Consider the following 16,878-nt stretch of genomic DNA (forward strand, 5'->3'; position numbering starts at 1 on the left):
AATAGTTTTAATTGTTTTGCAAAGGTTTCATAAAAGATAAAACTTACTGACATCTATTTCTCCTTATATGAACGATGTGTTTTTATTCCGTATCGATCATCAATTTCTGCTATCCATTCAGGGAGAACCGGATTAAAATATGTACCGCATTCATGCATTCGCTGTTTGAGTAATGGTAGTAATGTTTGATTGCAGATTTCTCCAGCATACAGATTAAGCCGTTTTTGCGCATACTGAATTTCCTCTCTCATTTTTATATTGTAAATAACTTTTTCGTATCCTCCACCAAAGATATACAACCACGCTAAGAGCTTACAGCAAAAATCATCATTGAGTATTTTAATATCACATGATAATGCCGTTTGTAATAAATCATGATAAAAAGTATTTTCTCCCATCGTGAATTACTCCTAAAGATTATTTTCTTTTATGAACTTATCAACCGTTATTCGGTGCACACCCAATAGCCTGCCGATCGCAGCCTTTGGTATCTTCTTACTTAAATAGTCTTGTATCTCCGCTTCTTTGCCGTACAACTTATATCGTTCAGCAGCATTCTTTTTACCTTGTGGGCGTCCTAACACAACGCCTTGAGCACGCCGCAAAGCAAGCGCTTCTTTTGTCCGTTGGCTGATCAGTTGTCGTTCAATTTCTGCTGCAAGTGAAAAAGCAAACGCTAATGCTTTTGAATTGATATTATCTACAAATTCAAAATTTTCTTTGATTGAAAAGACTTTAATATTCCGCTCAATACAGACATTGAGAAAACTCATTACATTCAAAAGACTTCTACCTAAACGTGAAAGCTCGCTAACAATGATCACATCATCTTTCTGTAATACCTTACTTAATTCTCCAAGTTTACGATGCCCAATAGCAACGGTCCCGGAAATAATTTCTTCTACGAATTTATCAATAGTGATATGTTTATTTTCTGCCCAGTTATTTATTTCAAACCGTTGATTTTCAACGGTTTGCTTTTCTGTACTTACTCTGATGTAAGCATAAATCATTTCTTACTCCTTTTTTATTTCTCCAATAGTTTAATATCATTATTTCTGATAAGCGGCGCGGTGTGCTTTCCTTTCTTTTTCTTGCGCCTCAACTTCTGCTTGAATAAATAAATCTCCTTGCGCAAGCGGCAAGAGCTTTTCATAAAACCCGTTTACATACTCTCGTTTTATTTCAAAGCCATATCCTTTCCGTCCGAGATTTTTACAGGCAAGGAGTGTTGTACCGATTCCCGCGCATGGATCGATTACGACATCATTTATGTCGGTAAAGGTACGGATTAAATGTTCATATTCAGATTTTCTTTCAAAGTTATATTCGTGCATAAAAGATCCTCATATAAAAAAATAGATAGTCTTATCTTCCAACCCAGTACAGCTTATTGTCTATTCTGTCATCTTCTGCTATTGGCAGCGTACTGTTTTTGTTTAAAAGATTTTCAAGCGCTTTTTTTTCAATCTTTAATACTGTTTGTACAACGGCTTTATCAATGCCGTTTATACCCGCTTTTTGTAAGAGTTCGCAGAGTTTTTTTATCAACATTTTTTCACGCTGTGCATCTTTTTTATTGATGATCTTTTGCGGGGGTATACATATTTTCTGATTATCATAAAAAGGGAAATGCAGTTGCTTTTTATTCTCTTTTTTCTTTTTACCGATGTTCTTATAAAGAAGAAAAAGCCGATAGTCTTTTTTATCAAAGATAAAGACGTGTTTGTTTTCAACCGTGATTTTCGGTATGTTATACTTCCGCGCAAAATACCGCACTTCGGCAGGTTTCACATGCGCTTTTTTTGCAATCGCGCTTGCTGTATACACTTTTCCTCCCATAGTGTAAAATAGTCGCTGAGAATACTGCCTATCGTTTCAAGCGCGAAAAGAACGATAGGCTGGTATTCTTTAAATAAAAAAAGGCACGGTATGTACCTTATACCAATCCCTACATCGGGAAGCCCAAATCATCAAAGGTTGCTTGCTGCTGGGCATCCCATAAGGCATTTAATTGTGTTTCCGTTTCTGCGCTAATGGTAGCGTCTTTTCCCGCAGGGAGTTTCGGCTGCGTGGTACTACTCCGTTGGGGTGAAGGAGAAGCAGGTTCCGCCATCTGTGTAGGAGGCTGCTCATTTGGCACCTTATGAGCCGGCGCTTCCGGTATTTGCACGTCATCACCGGTTTCATAGTCAACGGTATCTGTGATTTCTTGATAATCACCATCACGGACAATATTTTTTGTGATGATGCCGCCATCCATATTTATTGCCGTTGCAAGTCCTTCCTGTTCAGGATTGGCATATTCAACTGCTTTCGGTGCATACTTTAAAAGCGCTTTTAAGACCGTTTTTTTTGCCATCTCTTCCGGCGCGGTTTGCCAGCTGGAATCCGCTTTACTAAAACTTTGCGAATACTGCTTGGCATGTGCTATCACTTGCTCCCATGTCCACACTTCAAAATCGATACCACCGTTGAGCAGTTCATAGAGCGCATAGACATGTGTCGGTGTACCAATCATTTTCGGTACGTGCGTTAAGACGGCATGTAATCCATAAGAATAGATAAAATCATCACCGGCGTGAACTACCACCGCTTTTATCCTACGGAACTTCCCCGTGCGATAGGCGAGATCGAGAATACCTTGATACCCAAGCTGGAATTGACATTCCATCCCGCGTTTTCCGTTGTAGGGGATGAGATAGGATTGCCCGAGCGGTGTGTTGACTTCAAGCCCCAGCTGTGCGGCGGTAAGAAGCGCACCAAAAAAAGAAGCGAGGCTGCAAAGCGCGAGCTTCGGATTTTTGGTAACCGCGGTCATTGCAATACGCGCCATACGCTCCGGTGTAACTGTTTTTGGTACCGCCATTTTGAACATATCCATATTGCGCATAATCATATCGCGTAAAGAGCTGTTCTGTTTTATCTCTTGTTGTTTTTGTTTAGTGTTTACGTTCATGTGTTTACTCCTCGTTTATAAAGTTCGATGCACACGTTTCTCGTCGCTTCGATGTCTGCACCTGCGCTATGAGCGCTTTCTAATGGAACGCCGAGCGATTTACAGATGGTACCGAGCTTGAAATTCTTTTGGTAGGGAATGAGCTTTTTAGCAGCCGCTTTTTTTGCCATTTCCATTACATCAAAGCGGGTAGAAAAATAATCATCGAGTCTTTCGTTGCAACGGGTAAAAAGCGCTTGCAGATGATTCCAATCAAAAAGGCAGTTATAGCCTGCAAACACCATCCGCTCACCGCTGCAATAATTCTCCATCGCTTCACAGAAAAAGGCGGCTATTTCAGGGATTACCCGTTCTGCCGGAGGGTAGGAACGGATTATTTGTTCACTAACACCGTGTACTTGCGCTGCTCCCTCGTGATACAAAATCGTGTCAGTCAGAGGATTGAGGTGAAACCCGCACTCACAAATAATTTTGCCATCGCAGGCAAAAATGATGGCAATTTCAAAAGCCCCTGAATCTTCAGGCTTTATGCCGGTTGTTTCGGTATCGCACCAGATGACATTCATGCTGTTACCACCTCACCGTTTTTTAGGTAAATAATGCCTTCTTCCATCTCTTCCGGCACGATGCCAACTTTTAAAAGAATGACTAAAAAGCCGGTTTTTTCTGCCCATTCAGAGATGATTGCCTGATGTGTTTCATCGAGACTTTCTGCATTGTCAATAACAAGCGCCTTAATCTCTCCGGAAAAGCGGACACCGAGAGAGAAAAAGACTTGTATACTTTGTGCCGTTGACCAGTTACCGATTCTGTTTGTTTGCGTAATACCCCGCACTGCACCGTTATGAACGAGTGTGTTGTCTTCGGTAATTTCCAGTCCTGCAACGCCTAAATTCATATTCGCTAAAACGGCTTTACGCTCTTGCCGTTTCGCTTCGATGGATTCTGTCAACGCCTGATATTCTTGTTCAAGTTTTTCGATCACTTTGCAGGAATCGCAATACGCATCGTAGGCGGTAGCGGCTGTTTCGTTTTTATTCCATTCGAGAATGGCAGCGTCCAGCTTTTGAATGTCGCCATCGGTATAGTGTTTTCCCTGTTTTGAAAGCCACGTGTGCAAATTCTCTTTTGCTTCAGTAAGCCGTCTAATCATTGCATCAATATCCGCTTCCGTCTTAAAGCTCATCGCATGGATGTCTTTTTCAGCGCTCTCAAATGCGCGGGCAAGGGATTGTAAAAATTGCATTGCCGCTTCTTTTTCTGCTTGCAATTCGTCAATCGGTTTTCCGTGCTGCGCTTCCGGTACAGGGGTAGGCGTTCCCAGCCGTTTTTTCTCCCTGCCGATTTGCGTTCGCTCATCTTCAAGACGCTTTAATTCCGAATCAATAGCAGTAATTTTTTCAGCGGTACCGGTACGCTCTTTCAGAAGTTCTATCACCGCGGCATCTGTCCAATCTTTCATGGTGTATGGTGCTTCAAGTCCGGATCGCAGGGAATCAAGAAATGCCCGAACCCCGCCCGATACTTTTGTATAGCGCCCCGCATCGTTTAAGCGGGACACTTCCTGTTTTACTTCATCTTTCACAATGGTACGGATTTTTAAGCCGGTATCGGTATACGCGATAATTTCCGCGCTTTCTTCGCCGTGCGTTATTGTTCCGGGAATGAGTTCTTTTGTTCCGCCAAGCGTGAGCGCAATCGATTGTGCGATGGTCGTTTTGCCGGACTTATTCAAGCCTTGAATAACTTGTACTCCCGCTCCGTGAAACTCTATTTCCGCTTGTTTGATTTTCCGCATATTGCGGATTTCTAATCGCTGTAATAGCATGATTTCTTACCCCCTACCTACGCTGTTTTTGATTCGGTAACACGGAACATACTGCTTTCCGATTCTTTACAGTATTGCTCATACAGTCCGTCTTTTTTTAAGCGGTCAGTATCAACCGATCTCCTTACACTCTTTGAAAAACTGATTTTGTAGTTCCCTGCAATCGCATGTGCTTTGCTCTCACCTGCTGTTTGCTGTGCAATGATTTTAAGTTTCAGGCTTTCACAAAGCTGTGCCTTGCGTTTTTCAAGGTCTTTCATTTGACTATTGATTAAAAGATATTCTGAGCTCATGCTCTCTGCTTCGCTATCTAAAATGAGCGTTGTTGCAGAGCCGGTAAAAAGCGCGTTAATAGCATCACTTTCTGCATCAATACCGGAGGGAGCAGGCATAATACCTTTTTCAATGAAGTTTTCCCAAAAATCTTTTTCTGCTTCTATGAGACGGCTGATAAATGCATCATCGCGCTGGATAACATAGTGGCAAAACGCATGGCGGTCGATAAAATACGCTGACAGAATAAACCACGGTAACTCAAGTACTGCCATATAATGTTGCACTTGCGCAAAGTAGCTATCCGGTATTTCATGTTCAGAGAAATCGTCCCCTCGCTGCGTCGTTTTAATTTCGTGCCCGCCTAAACCGGAAAGTGAAATGCCATTGATTTCTTTTTCTTCTTGGATATATACAAGTCCGTCAATATTGGCGCTCATAAAGGGGTGCGTAGCAGAAGTAAACATATAGGGGCACTCTTCGATCATAACGCCCAATGCTTCTTTCGCTTTTTCACGGATCGGCTCTTCTAGCCAGCTGCCGCGCTCTGTTGCATCGTTACCATCAAAATGGTTTAATCCCTTTTTATCAAGGTAGACGGTAAGCGGGCTTGACCACTTGTTTAATCCCACTACCGCTCCGGCATCAGAGCCGCCGATACTGTTTCTCCGCTCTAAAAGCCATTGTTCTTTTGTCATGCCTTTGGTAAACACATGTTCTTTGTGTGTTGCAAGTAATTGTTTGTACAATGGTTCCATACCTTACTCCTTGTAGTGTTAATGTATATGAAAACTTCCTAACATTATCCTTATTGACAAGCGGTCGCATGTTTCAAGGATGGATGTCAAGGTGCGGGAGTTGAACCCGCTTACGCTGCCTGTCAGCTTACCTTGACGTTACTTGTCTCGATAATTGCTACGCGATTACCGATACTTTGATACGTTCCTTCAAGTATTCAGCGATTCTCAATCGCGCCTCATTACGCCATGCTCCACCGTCAGCCTCAAATAATGCAGCTTGTACCGCCCCGTTATCGCTGGTTTTAATACGCAATAAAAATTGACTTTCAGGCTGTACAATCTCTCTGAATGTCCGGTACGGAGAAAGGCGGACAATCGGTTTTATCTCTCCTTTTTCTTTTAATGCTCCGCTTACGCCCTTCTTGACGGTTACGTGCTGTGTGATGCCATCGTCATCCGTATTAGCGGTATCAGCTTGCACTGTTTTTGAAACCATCAGTGCAACGTAATCAAAATCATCGCCTTCCTTTTTTTCAAAAAGAGAATGCAGTTTGATGATAAAATCTTCTTGCGGAAGGAAATAATTAAACGGAAATGTTTCCATTTTTCTATCAAGTTGTGCAGATACTATCATTTCGCGATCTCTCTTTTCTTTTGAAAGCGCTGAATACAATACAACAGAATCCGGATCATTAATGACAGCAAAAAAGGATTGTATTAAATCAAGATCATCAATATTCCGTTCGACAAAATCGACAAACCCCGTAAGCGTTGCAACATCAACCGCTTTTGCCTTCGGTTCATACAATACCGGATTTAAGCTGTGTGCGCTGTATACTCTGCCGTCTACCTGTACGGTAAAACTATCCTTTACCAAACTTTCAATCTTTTCGATTGCTTCTTTTCCAAAATCCATACGTCTAACCTCCTAAAACGGAAACTTTTCCGCTGGTAAAATCTAATGTATGCTGCTCAGGGTTATCTTCATAGGCAGCAAAAATGCCATCATCGATATCAAGATAGAGGGTACTTTCTGCCGGTTTTATCGGGGCGAGACGGCTTGTTACCGAAATACGGCTTTCTGCATCCCGCCGTGTTTTGCCCGGTTTTACCTCAATTTTGATCGTGATACTGCGCGATGTAGTAGGGCTTGTGTTTTCGTCATTGATGTTTGCAAGTAATTTTTCAAACTCAACATTGAATAAGTCGATTACTGCACCGCGATTGAGTGTTTGCAATGTAACTTTCTCCATAGTTGCTCCTTTCAGCGTCTGTTCCGCTGTGTCATGTATTGTAAAAAATACGCTTATGATTTCTTTTCTACTCGTTCTATAATTGCTGCAATTTCGTTATTTATTACTTTGAGGTGATTTTCGATTTCCGATAATGAGTTTTCATTGTAACAATCGTTCAAGATGTTGATTACAAAAGCATGAGCGCGACCAAGCAGGTAGCCGCCGCAAAGACAGACAAAGATGATAAAAAGTATTTCACTATCGCTCATCCTCTCATCTCCCGTCGGCGACATAAACCGCGATGCTGCTTTTGCCGCTCGGCGGTTTCAATCCATTCTTCAACCGTTTTAACCTGCATTGAAAGGACACTTGCTACATCAAGTTCTAAGCAACATCGCGCCGATTGATATGGTGTTACGAGCACCGCAACAGCGCTACACGTTGAAAGCACTTGTAAACATTTTCGCGTTCTGCTGTCAAAATTCATACTTTCATCACAAAAAATTGTCGGGGACATAACCGCAAACCCTGCATCATTGAGCCGTTTACGGGCGGTTTCAAAATCGTTTTTGTAATTCGGATTAGTGCTTATTGCGCCGGATAAATACACTTTCATTTATTATTCTGCTCCTTTTGTTTGAAATACTTCCTGCTGTTTCCATACTGCATCGCGGTAATGCTTATAGACATTCCGCCAAAAGATATACAGCGGTTTGTCATTACGAAAATAAATCATATTTCGTATTGCATTTTTATACCCTTCAAAAACAAAGCGCTGTGCCATCTCTCATCCCCCCTTATCACCCTCGTTAATAAAAATCTCTTTCCGATACTCCGTAATAGGAGTATGTATCTAAACTTGCTTTATATTCTGTTTCTGCTTCCTCATACTCTCGGCTGCTGAGAATCTCGGCTTCTAAGTCAGATATATCCCACTCGCAAGTCTTTAATATCGAAAGTTCTTCGTCGCTGTATTCTTCTCTTTGCTCATCCCCGCTTACTTCCATTGCGTCGGGGGTATAGTCTATTTGTAGCCCGTCATAATCGACGTACCAATCAAAGCGCTGTTTTACTATCCATCCGTTAGAAAGGTTTGTTTCGATCAATCCTGTTTCATAGCCGATTATTAGCTGTTCATTTTGAATAGCAATCATCGGTTATTCCTCTACCGGCTCGCTGTAGTACACCATGCAAGAATACTTTACCGCCGAATAACCTACCGTATTGGGGTCATCATTGCTTATAATTTGATATTGAATGCTCATAATAGAAAATCCGCGTTCTATTTCTTTTGAAAGAAAAACATTAACTATATTTTCTAAAACAGCATCATTATTTGAAGAAAAAATTTTCACCTTCTTAACGTATCTCATAGTGTTATTCTCCAATCGAGAGCGAAGCTATTTTTTCGATATCGTGTTTTTCCAAAGGTTTGAAAAAGATATCCATTTGCAACTCTGCTTCTGACAAAAAATGCCAATCAACCACATCATCTGTAACTTCTCTGCCATACCAAGCAAACGTATCCTTTTTGCCGTTTTTATAAAAAATAGCTTTATGCCATTTGTCTGGTTTGCTTTTTAATAAAACCCATACAATACCTTGTTTTCTCATACTTCATACTCCTCAATTATGTTTCCGCCGGAGTATATCCGGCGGTTAGATTGTTATTATGCGGTAAGCCGTTTCGCTTCCTTTTCCTTCTTAGGATTGATACGCGCAGTGCGCTCTACAAACTTCGCAGGTTTTCCATCTTTGCCAATTTGTAAAGAGTCGTAAAAATGAACATTGAAATAGTCAGTCATTGCATCACTGTCATCGTAGTTGTACGAGTTCATAAAATCTTGAATGTCTTGCAAAACTGCGAAAACAACAGGATTAAGCCACGTGTCGGATTTAAAAAAGTTCTTTTTGCATCCGGCTGTTTCTATCTGGTGGTTAATCCATTCTTCCCGATCCGCTTCATTTGTGTCATTAGCATTGATATATCCTTTTGATGGAATATATACCGGTCTTGAATAAACAGATGTATAATAATAGTTAAGTAACAATTCGCGGTTTGTCAGCTCTACCGGATGCTCTATTAAAGATACGGTAATATGGCGAATATTTGAGGTGATTGAAAAACGGTATGTCGGATACGCATTTTTGACGTATTCACGGATGAGCTTTGCAATGTCTTTTGTTGTAAGGTTGCGATCATAGCGCTCACCTTGCCAGCCGTTCACTGTATAAAACTGCCGCCGGTAGCTGCTTGCACTTTCCGCTGTTTTAGGCTGTTGTTTGGTATACGTTGTATTTGCTTTGCCGAATTTTTGAGCCATCGCAAAAGCGATTTCAAATTCATTGTTCAATTCCTGCATTGCCGCTGTGCTGCCGCCTCTATCAGGATGCAGCCGCATCGCTGCTGCTCTGTATGCTGCTTTCACTTCGTCTAATGTCATTTTTTTGGTAAAGTATTTCATGGTTGTTGCTCCTTTGTGTTTTAGGTTTGCTGTAGCTTTTTATTAGCTATTGATATTATCATAATAGCTATATAATAGCTTTTTGTCAAGTATTTTTATGAGAATTTAGCGATTTTTTAGCTTTTTTTTTATTTTTCTAATGACGTTTTTAGCTTCTTATGATATATTCATAGTATGAGTAACAATATTGCTACATCGTTCAATCTACCTTTGGATTTTAAAGAGTATTTAGACAAACAGGCTAAAAGCTCAAATAAAACACGGACACAATATGTCATTGATGCGGTAACGGCTTATGCAAGTGAAGGAAAAACTATCACTCAAGAGCAATCGCAGCAGATTGAACAGCTACAAGTTTTGACAGTCTCTTTATCGAAAGAGCTACAAGAAATTAAAACACTTGTTTTTCAAATCCTCAAAAATCAGCAAGGTTAATCAAGTTTCTACCATAATTATAACGTATGTTAGATTTCTGGATGCGTGTAAAAGAATTATTAAAAGCCCAAAATGCTACGCAAGATAAAATAGCTAAGCAAATAAATGAAAGAGCTGATACCTTTAGTAAATGGATTCAAAAAGACCGATTACCGGATGCGGAACAATCCTATAAAATAGCGGTTGCTCTCGGTGTCTCTGTTGAATATCTCGTTACCGGAGAAGAACCGGATAATTCAGAAAAAATAAAGCAGGCAAAAGAGCTGCTTTATAAGACAATAGAGACACTCGATAACATATAAGATTGTCATGTATCGGTATCTTCATTAAAAGCCACTTCCGCCTTTCCAGAATTGCACATCATCCTCAAAATATTGCTCCATATCTTTTCGTTGTTTCAGATAAGCAAAAGCCGCACCTATAGTAATGCCTACACTGATGCTAAAAAAGAAAATTTCAAGAAAGGTCATAAAAACTCCTGTTCTATTTATTAAAATCTCCCGATATAAAAAATTAAGAGAGATTGATATGATAGATGGACTGTTTGCTATTTTATGCGTTTTGATCGGTTCTTTTGGTACTTATATCGTTACAATAGTAAATAATAAAGCAAATGAAAAAGCAAATCAAAAAATTATTGCTGAAAACAGAAAACAAGACTTATATCAACGCCGCTTAAAACTATATGAAGATTTATTAGAATGGCATTCAACATCTGATAATTTCTTTCCTAAAAATACTACAACTCTTGCTTTTCTTTTATCTCTTATGGATAAAAATATTTATTTTGAAGTTCGTTGTAGAATGTATGCAACACAAGAAGTTTTAGAGATCATTAGTACTATAACCACTGATATACACACTATAAAAAATGATTTTGAAGCAAAAAAAATAACAGATGATGATGCTGCTTATAAGGCTGCAAAAATTTACGCTGATTGTTTAGAACTTTTATCTTCAACAATTAGGGAGGAATCCATCCTCTATACATTACAAATACAACAACCGTTAGCAAAAAGAAGAAAGAATCAAAAAGTATTTACTGCTAAAGAACACCAACTGCTTACTAATGTCAATTTTTTATCGAAGGAATTACAAGAAATTAAAACACTTGTTTTCCAAATCCTTAAAAATCAGCAAGGATAATATTTTCAAGAATTGCTAACCCATTCAAATTGCGTTTTATCTATGATAAAGCGCAATTTCTTTTTAACACGATTTCCAAATCCAAGCAGTACCAACACTTTTCATTTTTAGGACGATAAGCGTATTCGCTAATTACTGCCCCGTGTTTTTCAACAACGGCTTTTATATCAGCCAATAGTTGAATGTTGTCAACTTCTTTTTTGTTTTCCATAATCATAACCTCCTCATGGTCTTTAAGAAGCAATATTGATAACTAACAGTGTATAAATTTTACACTGCCCGTAGTTCAACGGCATAGAATATATATCTTTCTCACTTTTTATTACTTCGATATGATTATCTAAAAAATATCGCAGAATATCATCAAGCAGATTGTCCGTTATATTTTCTTTTGTATTTATTATTTCTAATCTGCATACTCCCTGTTTACAGGAAAGCGCAATGATTTCATACGGCGGCTGAATTTCATTCAATACCTTTATTATTCGGTCTTTTTTCATATAATCTCCTTATTCCGCAAGCTCTGAAAGCTCGGCTATCTTTTTTTGAAGATCGCGCAGATTATCGCTTAGCTTTCTTACGGCGTTATTGATACCCTGTATGGAACCTTCGATACATTTAAGGCTGTGTATCACCTGTTCGGTTTCGGGGTGCCGTTTTAAGAATTGTTTTTGCCGTAATCTTTTTTGAATCGACTTACGATAGTTTTCCGCCATGAGCGTTGCATAATACTCACCTGCTGATACTGTCTTGCTATCTTCTTGTTTTTCAGTGTCAGCCGTTCCTTCCTTATCTATACAAGAAAGAGCATCCGGTGTTGTGGTGCACGGGCTTTTTCTTATACGCTCAACAAACAAATAGAGCAGTGCAAAAAAGGCGATTATGATAAAAAGAACCACGCAATACAAATATACTTTCATATCAACCTCTTCATTTTTGATAAAGAACACAAAAAGGCTCAATCCCATCCATCTTCAGAAAAAGAAATATAGGCCATAAGCAGCAATGCCAATAGGCTTAATATCCAGAATGCCCCCATAATACACACAGCTATCATGCAACCATTACCGGATTGCACAGCAAAAATAGCAGTAACAATTAAAGCGACAATCAAACAGATAGCAAAACCAACAGCAAAATTAAAAAGCTTCTTCATTGTATTTTACCCCTTCCCTGTAGTATCATTCCTTTTTTGCATCCTCGCCGAAACAGAGTAATGCCGGTTTTTGGTACGCTGTAAAAAGATGGACGGTTTCTAAAACCCTCAACCGCCCGAAGTTGGGACACTCCCAAGCCTATTTTGGTCGCCTTTTTACGGCGACACGGAAGCCGTGATTTTTGCTCACCCACACAGGAGAGTAGGCGGCTTGCTCCTAGCCTTGCTCCGTACTTTGCACCGGACGTGAAGGCTCAATCCTCTGCAAAGGCATGAAAAAAGCGCATAAGGCTATTTCGAGGTTGCCCTATGCGCTTTCCGCCGTAAAACGGCCAAGTAAGCAACCTCGACAACTTACCTAGCCGCCGAATTACCGATTTATGTCGGTAATTCGTGTATAGCAAGCTGCTTACAAGCCCGCCGTAACAGGGTCTTGCTGCGCTTGCTCGTTTTTCTTACAATCTTTCTGACAGTTAGAGATTAGTTTTAATGAAAAGTGATTGTGATAAGCTGTTAAAGTATGTACTGGAGGCTATCTAGTGCATTTTTTTGAAATTCTGGTACAGAGTTAAAAAATATACAAGGATGTATATTTTTTACCGTGCCTGCGGTTAATTTGTACTTGCGCCTCGTATCTGTACCGTCTTTTTTCAAAAGGCTTACGGAAAGGGACTTTTGAAAATATACGACGCATCTACTGCGTCATACGGCAAAAAAGTGTCCTCAACGTATCAAAACTGCCAAGGAGGGCAGTGGTTCCAAGCAGTATCGAGTTCGTATTACGAACTCGCAGCCAAAGGATATACACGGATGTATATCCTTTGGCGTGCCTCCGCTTTATTTTCAGCTAGCTCCTTGTATCTACATCGTCTCTTTTCAAAAGGCTGACGGAAAGGATTTCAGGACGGACAGGGATGTCCGTGGTTCCATGCAGCAGCGGAAAGGATTGTAGGGGCGGCGAAGCCGTTCCGGAGGAATGGAGCCGAGAGGCGGAACCCCGAAAAGCCTGGTTTTTGCTGGAAGCAAAAATCCGCCCAAAACTAAAAAAAATAAAACAAATGATGGAGGGGGCTATGGCTCAAGTTTTTTCAGATAAGGTTTTTTATCATATTTATGCGCTGGGGATGGGGAATTGCGCTAAGCGGAATGACTTTGCGTGTCCGGCGGGGGATTTTTTTGAGAAACTGGCGGGGCGGTTGGATGAGATTAGGGCGTTGGGGTGTAATGCGCTGCTGATTGGACCGGTGTTTGAGTCAACGGCGCATGGGTATGATACGGTGGATTATTATCACGTGGAGCGTCGGTTGGGGAATAATGAGCGGTTTAAGGAGTTTTGCCGTCTGTGCCATGAAAAGGGCTTTGCGGTGGTGCTGGATGCGGTGTTTAATCATACAGGGCGGGATTTTTTTGCGTTTAAGGATATTCAGCGGCATGGATACGGCAGCGCCTATAAGGATTGGTATGTCAATCTTGATTTTTCCCGGCGGAGTGCGCAGGGGGATTGCTTTGAGTATGAAGGCTGGGCTGGCTGCAAGGATTTGGTCAAGCTGAATGGTGATAGCGGCGCAGTGCGGGAGCATCTTTTTGGTGCGGTAAAAATGTGGATTGAAGAGTTTGGAATAGACGGACTCAGGCTTGATGCGGCGGATGTGTTAAGTAAAAACTTCCTGGATGCGCTGGGGGCTTTTTGCCGAAGTATTAAGCCTGATTTTTGGCTGATGGGAGAGGTGGTGCATGGCGACTATGCCGAATGGACGCGGAATGGCAGGCTTGATTCAGTAACAAATTATCAAATGTATAAAGCGCTCTGGTCGTGTTTGAATGATCAGAATATGTATGAGCTTTCGTATAATTTGGACAGGGAATACAATAGCGAAAGAGGGATGTATAGGGACAGTGCTTTGTATAATTTTGTGGACAACCACGATGTAAACCGCGCGGTCAGTGCGCTCAACAAGCCGGAGCAGCATATTCATCTTTTGTACGGACTGCTTTTTACCATTCCCGGTATTCCGTCCATTTACTACGGCAGTGAGTACGGCATCAGAGGGGTGCGGAGCCATAATTGCGATTATGAACTGCGTCCGCCGCTTCCGCCGTTCGGGGCGCTTCCTGATTTTACCACCCCCGGTTTTGATGCAGGGTTTATCCGCACCTCGATTACAACATTTGCAAAGATACGCGGACAGCATCCCGCCTTACAGCGCGGTTCGTACCGGCAGGAGTTTGTTGCAAACCGGCAATTCGGCTTTTGGCGAGAATATTGCAAATATAATGAAGAAAAAATATTGATTATCGTGAATGCGGATTTTGCGCAAGGCTTTGTTTCGCTCCATTCCATTCCGGCGGGTGAGTATGAGAGCTTGACGGACGGGCGCGTCTATCATTCCGATGCGTTAAAAGGGCTGCAAATGCCTCCGTGTTCGATACTGATATTGCGCAAGAAGTAAGCCGATGTACGGCTGATGCAGGAAAATGATTCTGAAGAAAGCAATAACGAAGTGTTCAGTTGTTTTTAGCGATCAGTAAATACTGCTGCTCATCAGTAAATCCTGTATGCCGTCCATCAGCAAAATTATCATAGAGTATCTATAAAAATGAAGAAACAGCAACAGTCTTATAATATAGCTGATTAATTGATTGTTTCAGCTGCCTTCTAACCGTTCTGCTTCTCTTGCTGTTTCTGTGCAAACTGTTTATACTAACGGATATGAAACTTTTTGTTGCACGGCATGGAGAAACAGATGGGAACCGTAATGCTTTAGCTTGCGGTGTTTTTGAATCTGACTTGACCGATCTTGGAAGAGAGCAGGCAAAGACCTTGGCAGAACGGCTGAAGCAGGATCAAGAAAAAAATCAAATAACTGCGATCTATGTATCGCCGCTAAAACGTGCCCGTGATACGGCATCTTATATTGAAAAAGCGCTGAATCTAACAGCCTGCATTGATAACCGGCTTAAAGAGATAAATTTTGGGACTTTTGAAGGGCAGTACTGGAAAACCGATGAATTTATCCGTATTTATAAAAATCCTTTTGTTAAATTTCCGCAGGGAGAATCCCTCTGTGAGGTTGCACACCGTGCTTATAGTATAATAGAAGAATTAAAACAAACCGGAAAGAGTAATGAAAATATTTTGTTTGTATGTCATGGGGTATTGACAGCGATGCTATGCACGTATTTTAAGTCTTTTTCTATGGAAGAACTGTTCAAACTTGAAATTACCAACTGTCAACTGCTCGAGTTCGATTTATAATAATAAACAGATCAAAAGCAAGATTTAAAAATAATTTGAACGATTGATAGATGATATAATAAACAACATGCAGAACTCAATGTTTTAAACACCCTACGGGAAACACGGAAAAACAGAACCGCTTGTCTCAAGTAAAACTGTCTGCTGAAACTTCGTGAAACATGGTTTGATTCGTGCGGATGGTTTGATACCCCGACGCAAGCGTCGGGGTATGCTGATTTGCAGAAACGTCTTTGCGTAAGAGGGGGGCTTCTTTACGGGGGAAGCTCTTAAACTCTTTGTTTTGAAGCTTCCCCTCAAAAATTAGAAGCTGCGGCGCGGCTTTTCCTGTGCTTCGTTTACACGAAGGCGGCGGCCTTCAAATTCTTTTTCGTTTAATGCTTCGATAGCTGCTTGTGCAGCGCTCTCATCAGCCATTTCAACAAACCCGAATCCTTTTGAGCGGTTACTAAACTTGTCCTTTATAACAACAGCCGAAACAACATCTCCGTAAGAACCGAACAAGGTCGTTAAACCTTCTTCTGTAGTTGCATAATTGAGATTTCCTACATAAATTTTTTGAGCCATACTCAAATCCTTTTTACCGGTTACGGTAACTAAATACTGAATCCATACGGAAACATTTTCTATGAGACCTTTATTTTATTATGCAAGCAGAATTTTCGGCACATCAATTAACACAAACAAGGCTCATACGAATAAGATACTTTAGCACAGTTTCCATACACGGTCAACCGATTGATCACGCAGGTATGGAAGTATAAACTGCAATTTATGGAGAATCCACGGTACAAATCAACGGTTTCGGCACATCGTAGCGGGCGTTAACTCCGCAGGAATCAAATCCTTGACTACGCATTTTATTTATGCTAGTATTTAAAGGATATTCTATCATAAATAAGGATGTAAATAATGAATCTTATTCCATTGTTGCAGCAAGCAGCCTCCGGCGGGAGTTTTGTTCCGCTTGTGGCGCTCGGTCTTATCTTTGTGATTTTCTACGTTTTTATCATTGGACCTCAGAAAAAAGAGCAGAAAAAAACGCAGGAAATGATTTCAGGCGCTCAGAAAGGCGATAAAATCATCACGATCGGCGGTATTCACGGCGTAATTACTTCCGTAAAGGAAAATACCATTATCCTCAAAGTTGATGACGGCTGTAAGCTCGAAATGAACCGATCCGCGATTGCGACCGTGCTGTTGGACGAAAAGACAAAGGCAAACCGTTTGGAAAATACGCCGGAGAAAGCTTCTTTATTGTCCTCTCTTTTTGGTAAAAAGAAAGAGAAAAAAGCTGAGGTTTCCGATGCTGAGAAACCTCAGCCGCCTGATTTTGCCGGAGAATCGAAGTAGGATAAACCCCGGCAGCGGTATGCACGGAACCT

General features: G+C 40.9%; 29 protein-coding genes. 6 read left to right on the forward strand and 23 right to left on the reverse strand.

Features of this window, described 5'->3' with window-relative positions; translation table 11 throughout:
• Window positions 1-53: 53 nt before the first annotated feature.
• The 17 genes from ACTTJ8_RS04615 to ACTTJ8_RS04695 form a co-directional block, all read right to left on the reverse strand.
• Window positions 54-398 (reverse strand): hypothetical protein, encoded by a 345-nt coding sequence (locus tag ACTTJ8_RS04615; RefSeq protein ID WP_442719252.1) that lies wholly within the window; start codon window positions 396-398, stop codon window positions 54-56.
• A 12-nt stretch (window positions 399-410) separates the two neighbouring features.
• On the reverse strand, window positions 411-1,013 hold the full coding sequence (locus tag ACTTJ8_RS04620; protein ID WP_442719251.1) for a master DNA invertase Mpi family serine-type recombinase: 603 nt from the start codon (window positions 1,011-1,013) through the stop codon (window positions 411-413).
• 39 nt (window positions 1,014-1,052) lie between these two features.
• Entirely contained in the window at window positions 1,053-1,337 is a 285-nt protein-coding gene (locus tag ACTTJ8_RS04625; RefSeq protein ID WP_442719250.1) for a DNA methyltransferase, read from the reverse strand.
• 31 nt (window positions 1,338-1,368) lie between these two features.
• Window positions 1,369-1,830 (reverse strand): hypothetical protein, encoded by a 462-nt coding sequence (locus ACTTJ8_RS04630; RefSeq protein ID WP_442719249.1) that lies wholly within the window; start codon window positions 1,828-1,830, stop codon window positions 1,369-1,371.
• A 121-nt stretch (window positions 1,831-1,951) separates the two neighbouring features.
• Window positions 1,952-2,959 (reverse strand): recombinase RecT, encoded by a 1,008-nt coding sequence (locus ACTTJ8_RS04635; protein WP_442720456.1) that lies wholly within the window; start codon window positions 2,957-2,959, stop codon window positions 1,952-1,954.
• The gene (locus tag ACTTJ8_RS04640; protein WP_442720457.1) at window positions 2,956-3,525 is read right to left on the reverse strand and encodes a 3'-5' exonuclease; all 570 of its coding nucleotides are present in this window, start codon (window positions 3,523-3,525) and stop codon (window positions 2,956-2,958) included. Before ACTTJ8_RS04640 ends, ACTTJ8_RS04635 begins: the two co-directional genes overlap by 4 nt.
• Complete coding sequence (locus tag ACTTJ8_RS04645) at window positions 3,522-4,787, reverse strand: AAA family ATPase (protein ID WP_442720458.1); 1,266 nt, start codon at window positions 4,785-4,787, stop codon at window positions 3,522-3,524. Before ACTTJ8_RS04645 ends, ACTTJ8_RS04640 begins: the two co-directional genes overlap by 4 nt.
• A 17-nt stretch (window positions 4,788-4,804) precedes the next feature.
• Entirely contained in the window at window positions 4,805-5,818 is a 1,014-nt protein-coding gene (locus ACTTJ8_RS04650; protein ID WP_442720459.1) for a YqaJ viral recombinase family nuclease, read from the reverse strand.
• Window positions 5,819-5,975: 157 nt separating this feature from the next.
• Window positions 5,976-6,716, reverse strand: a complete 741-nt coding sequence (locus ACTTJ8_RS04655; RefSeq protein WP_442720460.1) for a hypothetical protein — start codon at window positions 6,714-6,716, stop codon at window positions 5,976-5,978.
• Between the two features lie 4 nt (window positions 6,717-6,720).
• Window positions 6,721-7,053 carry a hypothetical protein gene (locus ACTTJ8_RS04660; protein ID WP_442719243.1) on the reverse strand — a complete coding sequence of 111 codons (333 nt, stop codon included), beginning with the start codon at window positions 7,051-7,053 and terminating at the stop codon, window positions 6,721-6,723.
• A 53-nt stretch (window positions 7,054-7,106) separates the two neighbouring features.
• The gene (locus ACTTJ8_RS04665; RefSeq protein WP_442720461.1) at window positions 7,107-7,304 is read right to left on the reverse strand and encodes a hypothetical protein; all 198 of its coding nucleotides are present in this window, start codon (window positions 7,302-7,304) and stop codon (window positions 7,107-7,109) included.
• Window positions 7,301-7,651, reverse strand: a complete 351-nt coding sequence (locus ACTTJ8_RS04670) for a DUF4406 domain-containing protein (protein ID WP_442720462.1) — start codon at window positions 7,649-7,651, stop codon at window positions 7,301-7,303. The genes ACTTJ8_RS04665 and ACTTJ8_RS04670 overlap by 4 nt, the downstream gene beginning before the upstream one ends.
• A 3-nt stretch (window positions 7,652-7,654) precedes the next feature.
• Window positions 7,655-7,819, reverse strand: coding sequence for a hypothetical protein (locus ACTTJ8_RS04675; RefSeq protein WP_442719240.1), 165 nt, complete (start codon window positions 7,817-7,819; stop codon window positions 7,655-7,657).
• Window positions 7,820-7,844: 25 nt separating this feature from the next.
• Window positions 7,845-8,189 (reverse strand): hypothetical protein, encoded by a 345-nt coding sequence (locus ACTTJ8_RS04680; protein ID WP_442719239.1) that lies wholly within the window; start codon window positions 8,187-8,189, stop codon window positions 7,845-7,847.
• Between the two features lie 3 nt (window positions 8,190-8,192).
• On the reverse strand, window positions 8,193-8,408 hold the full coding sequence (locus tag ACTTJ8_RS04685) for a hypothetical protein (RefSeq protein WP_442719238.1): 216 nt from the start codon (window positions 8,406-8,408) through the stop codon (window positions 8,193-8,195).
• A gap of 4 nt (window positions 8,409-8,412) precedes the next feature.
• On the reverse strand, window positions 8,413-8,649 hold the full coding sequence (locus tag ACTTJ8_RS04690) for a hypothetical protein (RefSeq protein WP_442720463.1): 237 nt from the start codon (window positions 8,647-8,649) through the stop codon (window positions 8,413-8,415).
• A 56-nt stretch (window positions 8,650-8,705) separates the two neighbouring features.
• Entirely contained in the window at window positions 8,706-9,500 is a 795-nt protein-coding gene (locus tag ACTTJ8_RS04695) for an LPD29 domain-containing protein (RefSeq protein ID WP_442720464.1), read from the reverse strand.
• A 174-nt stretch (window positions 9,501-9,674) separates the two neighbouring features.
• Here ACTTJ8_RS04695 and ACTTJ8_RS04700 point away from each other — a divergent pair, with 174 nt between their 5' ends.
• Window positions 9,675-9,935: a hypothetical protein gene (locus ACTTJ8_RS04700; RefSeq protein WP_442720465.1), complete on the forward strand. Its 261-nt coding sequence runs from the start codon at window positions 9,675-9,677 to the stop codon at window positions 9,933-9,935.
• Window positions 9,936-9,961: 26 nt separating this feature from the next.
• Complete coding sequence (locus tag ACTTJ8_RS04705; protein WP_442720466.1) at window positions 9,962-10,237, forward strand: helix-turn-helix domain-containing protein; 276 nt, start codon at window positions 9,962-9,964, stop codon at window positions 10,235-10,237.
• 24 nt (window positions 10,238-10,261) lie between these two features.
• Here the strand turns inward: ACTTJ8_RS04705 and ACTTJ8_RS04710 are convergent, their stop codons facing one another.
• Window positions 10,262-10,405: a hypothetical protein gene (locus tag ACTTJ8_RS04710; RefSeq protein ID WP_442719234.1), complete on the reverse strand. Its 144-nt coding sequence runs from the start codon at window positions 10,403-10,405 to the stop codon at window positions 10,262-10,264.
• A 58-nt stretch (window positions 10,406-10,463) separates the two neighbouring features.
• Here ACTTJ8_RS04710 and ACTTJ8_RS04715 point away from each other — a divergent pair, with 58 nt between their 5' ends.
• Window positions 10,464-11,081, forward strand: coding sequence for a hypothetical protein (locus ACTTJ8_RS04715; RefSeq protein WP_442720467.1), 618 nt, complete (start codon window positions 10,464-10,466; stop codon window positions 11,079-11,081).
• A gap of 40 nt (window positions 11,082-11,121) precedes the next feature.
• Here the strand turns inward: ACTTJ8_RS04715 and ACTTJ8_RS04720 are convergent, their stop codons facing one another.
• Genes ACTTJ8_RS04720 through ACTTJ8_RS04735 form a run of 4 tightly spaced genes read right to left on the reverse strand, consistent with a single transcriptional unit; the run spans window position 11,122 to window position 12,237 of the window.
• Window positions 11,122-11,292: a hypothetical protein gene (locus ACTTJ8_RS04720; protein WP_442719232.1), complete on the reverse strand. Its 171-nt coding sequence runs from the start codon at window positions 11,290-11,292 to the stop codon at window positions 11,122-11,124.
• A gap of 22 nt (window positions 11,293-11,314) precedes the next feature.
• Entirely contained in the window at window positions 11,315-11,581 is a 267-nt protein-coding gene (locus ACTTJ8_RS04725) for a hypothetical protein (protein WP_442719231.1), read from the reverse strand.
• A gap of 9 nt (window positions 11,582-11,590) precedes the next feature.
• Window positions 11,591-12,001 (reverse strand): hypothetical protein, encoded by a 411-nt coding sequence (locus ACTTJ8_RS04730; protein ID WP_442720468.1) that lies wholly within the window; start codon window positions 11,999-12,001, stop codon window positions 11,591-11,593.
• A gap of 38 nt (window positions 12,002-12,039) precedes the next feature.
• Complete coding sequence (locus ACTTJ8_RS04735) at window positions 12,040-12,237, reverse strand: hypothetical protein (protein ID WP_442720469.1); 198 nt, start codon at window positions 12,235-12,237, stop codon at window positions 12,040-12,042.
• Between the two features lie 1,073 nt (window positions 12,238-13,310).
• On the opposite strand from ACTTJ8_RS04735, the gene ACTTJ8_RS04740 reads away from it, so the two are divergent.
• Both ACTTJ8_RS04740 and ACTTJ8_RS04745 read left to right on the forward strand, forming a co-directional pair.
• On the forward strand, window positions 13,311-14,687 hold the full coding sequence (locus tag ACTTJ8_RS04740) for an alpha-amylase family glycosyl hydrolase (protein WP_442720470.1): 1,377 nt from the start codon (window positions 13,311-13,313) through the stop codon (window positions 14,685-14,687).
• Window positions 14,688-14,947: 260 nt separating this feature from the next.
• Window positions 14,948-15,493 carry a histidine phosphatase family protein gene (locus ACTTJ8_RS04745; protein WP_442720471.1) on the forward strand — a complete coding sequence of 182 codons (546 nt, stop codon included), beginning with the start codon at window positions 14,948-14,950 and terminating at the stop codon, window positions 15,491-15,493.
• Between the two features lie 303 nt (window positions 15,494-15,796).
• Here ACTTJ8_RS04745 and ACTTJ8_RS04750 read toward each other — a convergent pair whose 3' ends face one another.
• Window positions 15,797-16,060: an RNA-binding regulator gene (locus ACTTJ8_RS04750; RefSeq protein WP_442716308.1), complete on the reverse strand. Its 264-nt coding sequence runs from the start codon at window positions 16,058-16,060 to the stop codon at window positions 15,797-15,799.
• A gap of 345 nt (window positions 16,061-16,405) precedes the next feature.
• Between ACTTJ8_RS04750 and yajC the strand changes: the two genes are divergently transcribed.
• Window positions 16,406-16,846: a preprotein translocase subunit YajC gene (gene yajC / locus ACTTJ8_RS04755; protein ID WP_442720472.1), complete on the forward strand. Its 441-nt coding sequence runs from the start codon at window positions 16,406-16,408 to the stop codon at window positions 16,844-16,846.
• The last annotated feature ends 32 nt before the right edge of the window (window positions 16,847-16,878 follow it).

It is taken from the genome of Treponema sp. (assembly GCF_052169735.1).
Classification (GTDB): domain Bacteria; phylum Spirochaetota; class Spirochaetia; order Treponematales; family Treponemataceae; genus Treponema.

Excerpts from the sequence above, each read along its gene's own strand:
- ACTTJ8_RS04640 (WP_442720457.1), bottom strand. The coding sequence starts at position 3,525 with ATGAATGTCATCTGGTGCGATACCGAAACAACCGGCATAAAGCCTGAA.
- ACTTJ8_RS04615 (WP_442719252.1), bottom strand. The coding sequence starts at position 398 with ATGGGAGAAAATACTTTTTATCATGATTTATTACAAACGGCATTATCA.
- ACTTJ8_RS04730 (WP_442720468.1), bottom strand. The coding sequence starts at position 12,001 with ATGAAAGTATATTTGTATTGCGTGGTTCTTTTTATCATAATCGCCTTT.
- ACTTJ8_RS04695 (WP_442720464.1), bottom strand. The coding sequence starts at position 9,500 with ATGAAATACTTTACCAAAAAAATGACATTAGACGAAGTGAAAGCAGCA.
- ACTTJ8_RS04620 (WP_442719251.1), bottom strand. The coding sequence starts at position 1,013 with ATGATTTATGCTTACATCAGAGTAAGTACAGAAAAGCAAACCGTTGAA.
- ACTTJ8_RS04735 (WP_442720469.1), bottom strand. The coding sequence starts at position 12,237 with ATGAAGAAGCTTTTTAATTTTGCTGTTGGTTTTGCTATCTGTTTGATT.
- ACTTJ8_RS04635 (WP_442720456.1), bottom strand. The coding sequence starts at position 2,959 with ATGAACGTAAACACTAAACAAAAACAACAAGAGATAAAACAGAACAGC.
- ACTTJ8_RS04690 (WP_442720463.1), bottom strand. The coding sequence starts at position 8,649 with ATGAGAAAACAAGGTATTGTATGGGTTTTATTAAAAAGCAAACCAGAC.
- ACTTJ8_RS04715 (WP_442720467.1), top strand. The coding sequence starts at position 10,464 with ATGATAGATGGACTGTTTGCTATTTTATGCGTTTTGATCGGTTCTTTT.
- ACTTJ8_RS04750 (WP_442716308.1), bottom strand. The coding sequence starts at position 16,060 with ATGGCTCAAAAAATTTATGTAGGAAATCTCAATTATGCAACTACAGAA.
- ACTTJ8_RS04665 (WP_442720461.1), bottom strand. The coding sequence starts at position 7,304 with ATGAGCGATAGTGAAATACTTTTTATCATCTTTGTCTGTCTTTGCGGC.
- ACTTJ8_RS04660 (WP_442719243.1), bottom strand. The coding sequence starts at position 7,053 with ATGGAGAAAGTTACATTGCAAACACTCAATCGCGGTGCAGTAATCGAC.
- ACTTJ8_RS04680 (WP_442719239.1), bottom strand. The coding sequence starts at position 8,189 with ATGATTGCTATTCAAAATGAACAGCTAATAATCGGCTATGAAACAGGA.
- ACTTJ8_RS04740 (WP_442720470.1), top strand. The coding sequence starts at position 13,311 with ATGGCTCAAGTTTTTTCAGATAAGGTTTTTTATCATATTTATGCGCTG.
- ACTTJ8_RS04705 (WP_442720466.1), top strand. The coding sequence starts at position 9,962 with ATGTTAGATTTCTGGATGCGTGTAAAAGAATTATTAAAAGCCCAAAAT.
- ACTTJ8_RS04685 (WP_442719238.1), bottom strand. The coding sequence starts at position 8,408 with ATGAGATACGTTAAGAAGGTGAAAATTTTTTCTTCAAATAATGATGCT.
- ACTTJ8_RS04725 (WP_442719231.1), bottom strand. The coding sequence starts at position 11,581 with ATGAAAAAAGACCGAATAATAAAGGTATTGAATGAAATTCAGCCGCCG.
- ACTTJ8_RS04745 (WP_442720471.1), top strand. The coding sequence starts at position 14,948 with ATGAAACTTTTTGTTGCACGGCATGGAGAAACAGATGGGAACCGTAAT.
- ACTTJ8_RS04645 (WP_442720458.1), bottom strand. The coding sequence starts at position 4,787 with ATGCTATTACAGCGATTAGAAATCCGCAATATGCGGAAAATCAAACAA.
- ACTTJ8_RS04650 (WP_442720459.1), bottom strand. The coding sequence starts at position 5,818 with ATGGAACCATTGTACAAACAATTACTTGCAACACACAAAGAACATGTG.
- ACTTJ8_RS04655 (WP_442720460.1), bottom strand. The coding sequence starts at position 6,716 with ATGGATTTTGGAAAAGAAGCAATCGAAAAGATTGAAAGTTTGGTAAAG.
- ACTTJ8_RS04700 (WP_442720465.1), top strand. The coding sequence starts at position 9,675 with ATGAGTAACAATATTGCTACATCGTTCAATCTACCTTTGGATTTTAAA.
- ACTTJ8_RS04710 (WP_442719234.1), bottom strand. The coding sequence starts at position 10,405 with ATGACCTTTCTTGAAATTTTCTTTTTTAGCATCAGTGTAGGCATTACT.
- yajC (WP_442720472.1), top strand. The coding sequence starts at position 16,406 with ATGAATCTTATTCCATTGTTGCAGCAAGCAGCCTCCGGCGGGAGTTTT.
- ACTTJ8_RS04675 (WP_442719240.1), bottom strand. The coding sequence starts at position 7,819 with ATGGCACAGCGCTTTGTTTTTGAAGGGTATAAAAATGCAATACGAAAT.
- ACTTJ8_RS04670 (WP_442720462.1), bottom strand. The coding sequence starts at position 7,651 with ATGAAAGTGTATTTATCCGGCGCAATAAGCACTAATCCGAATTACAAA.
- ACTTJ8_RS04720 (WP_442719232.1), bottom strand. The coding sequence starts at position 11,292 with ATGGAAAACAAAAAAGAAGTTGACAACATTCAACTATTGGCTGATATA.
- ACTTJ8_RS04625 (WP_442719250.1), bottom strand. The coding sequence starts at position 1,337 with ATGCACGAATATAACTTTGAAAGAAAATCTGAATATGAACATTTAATC.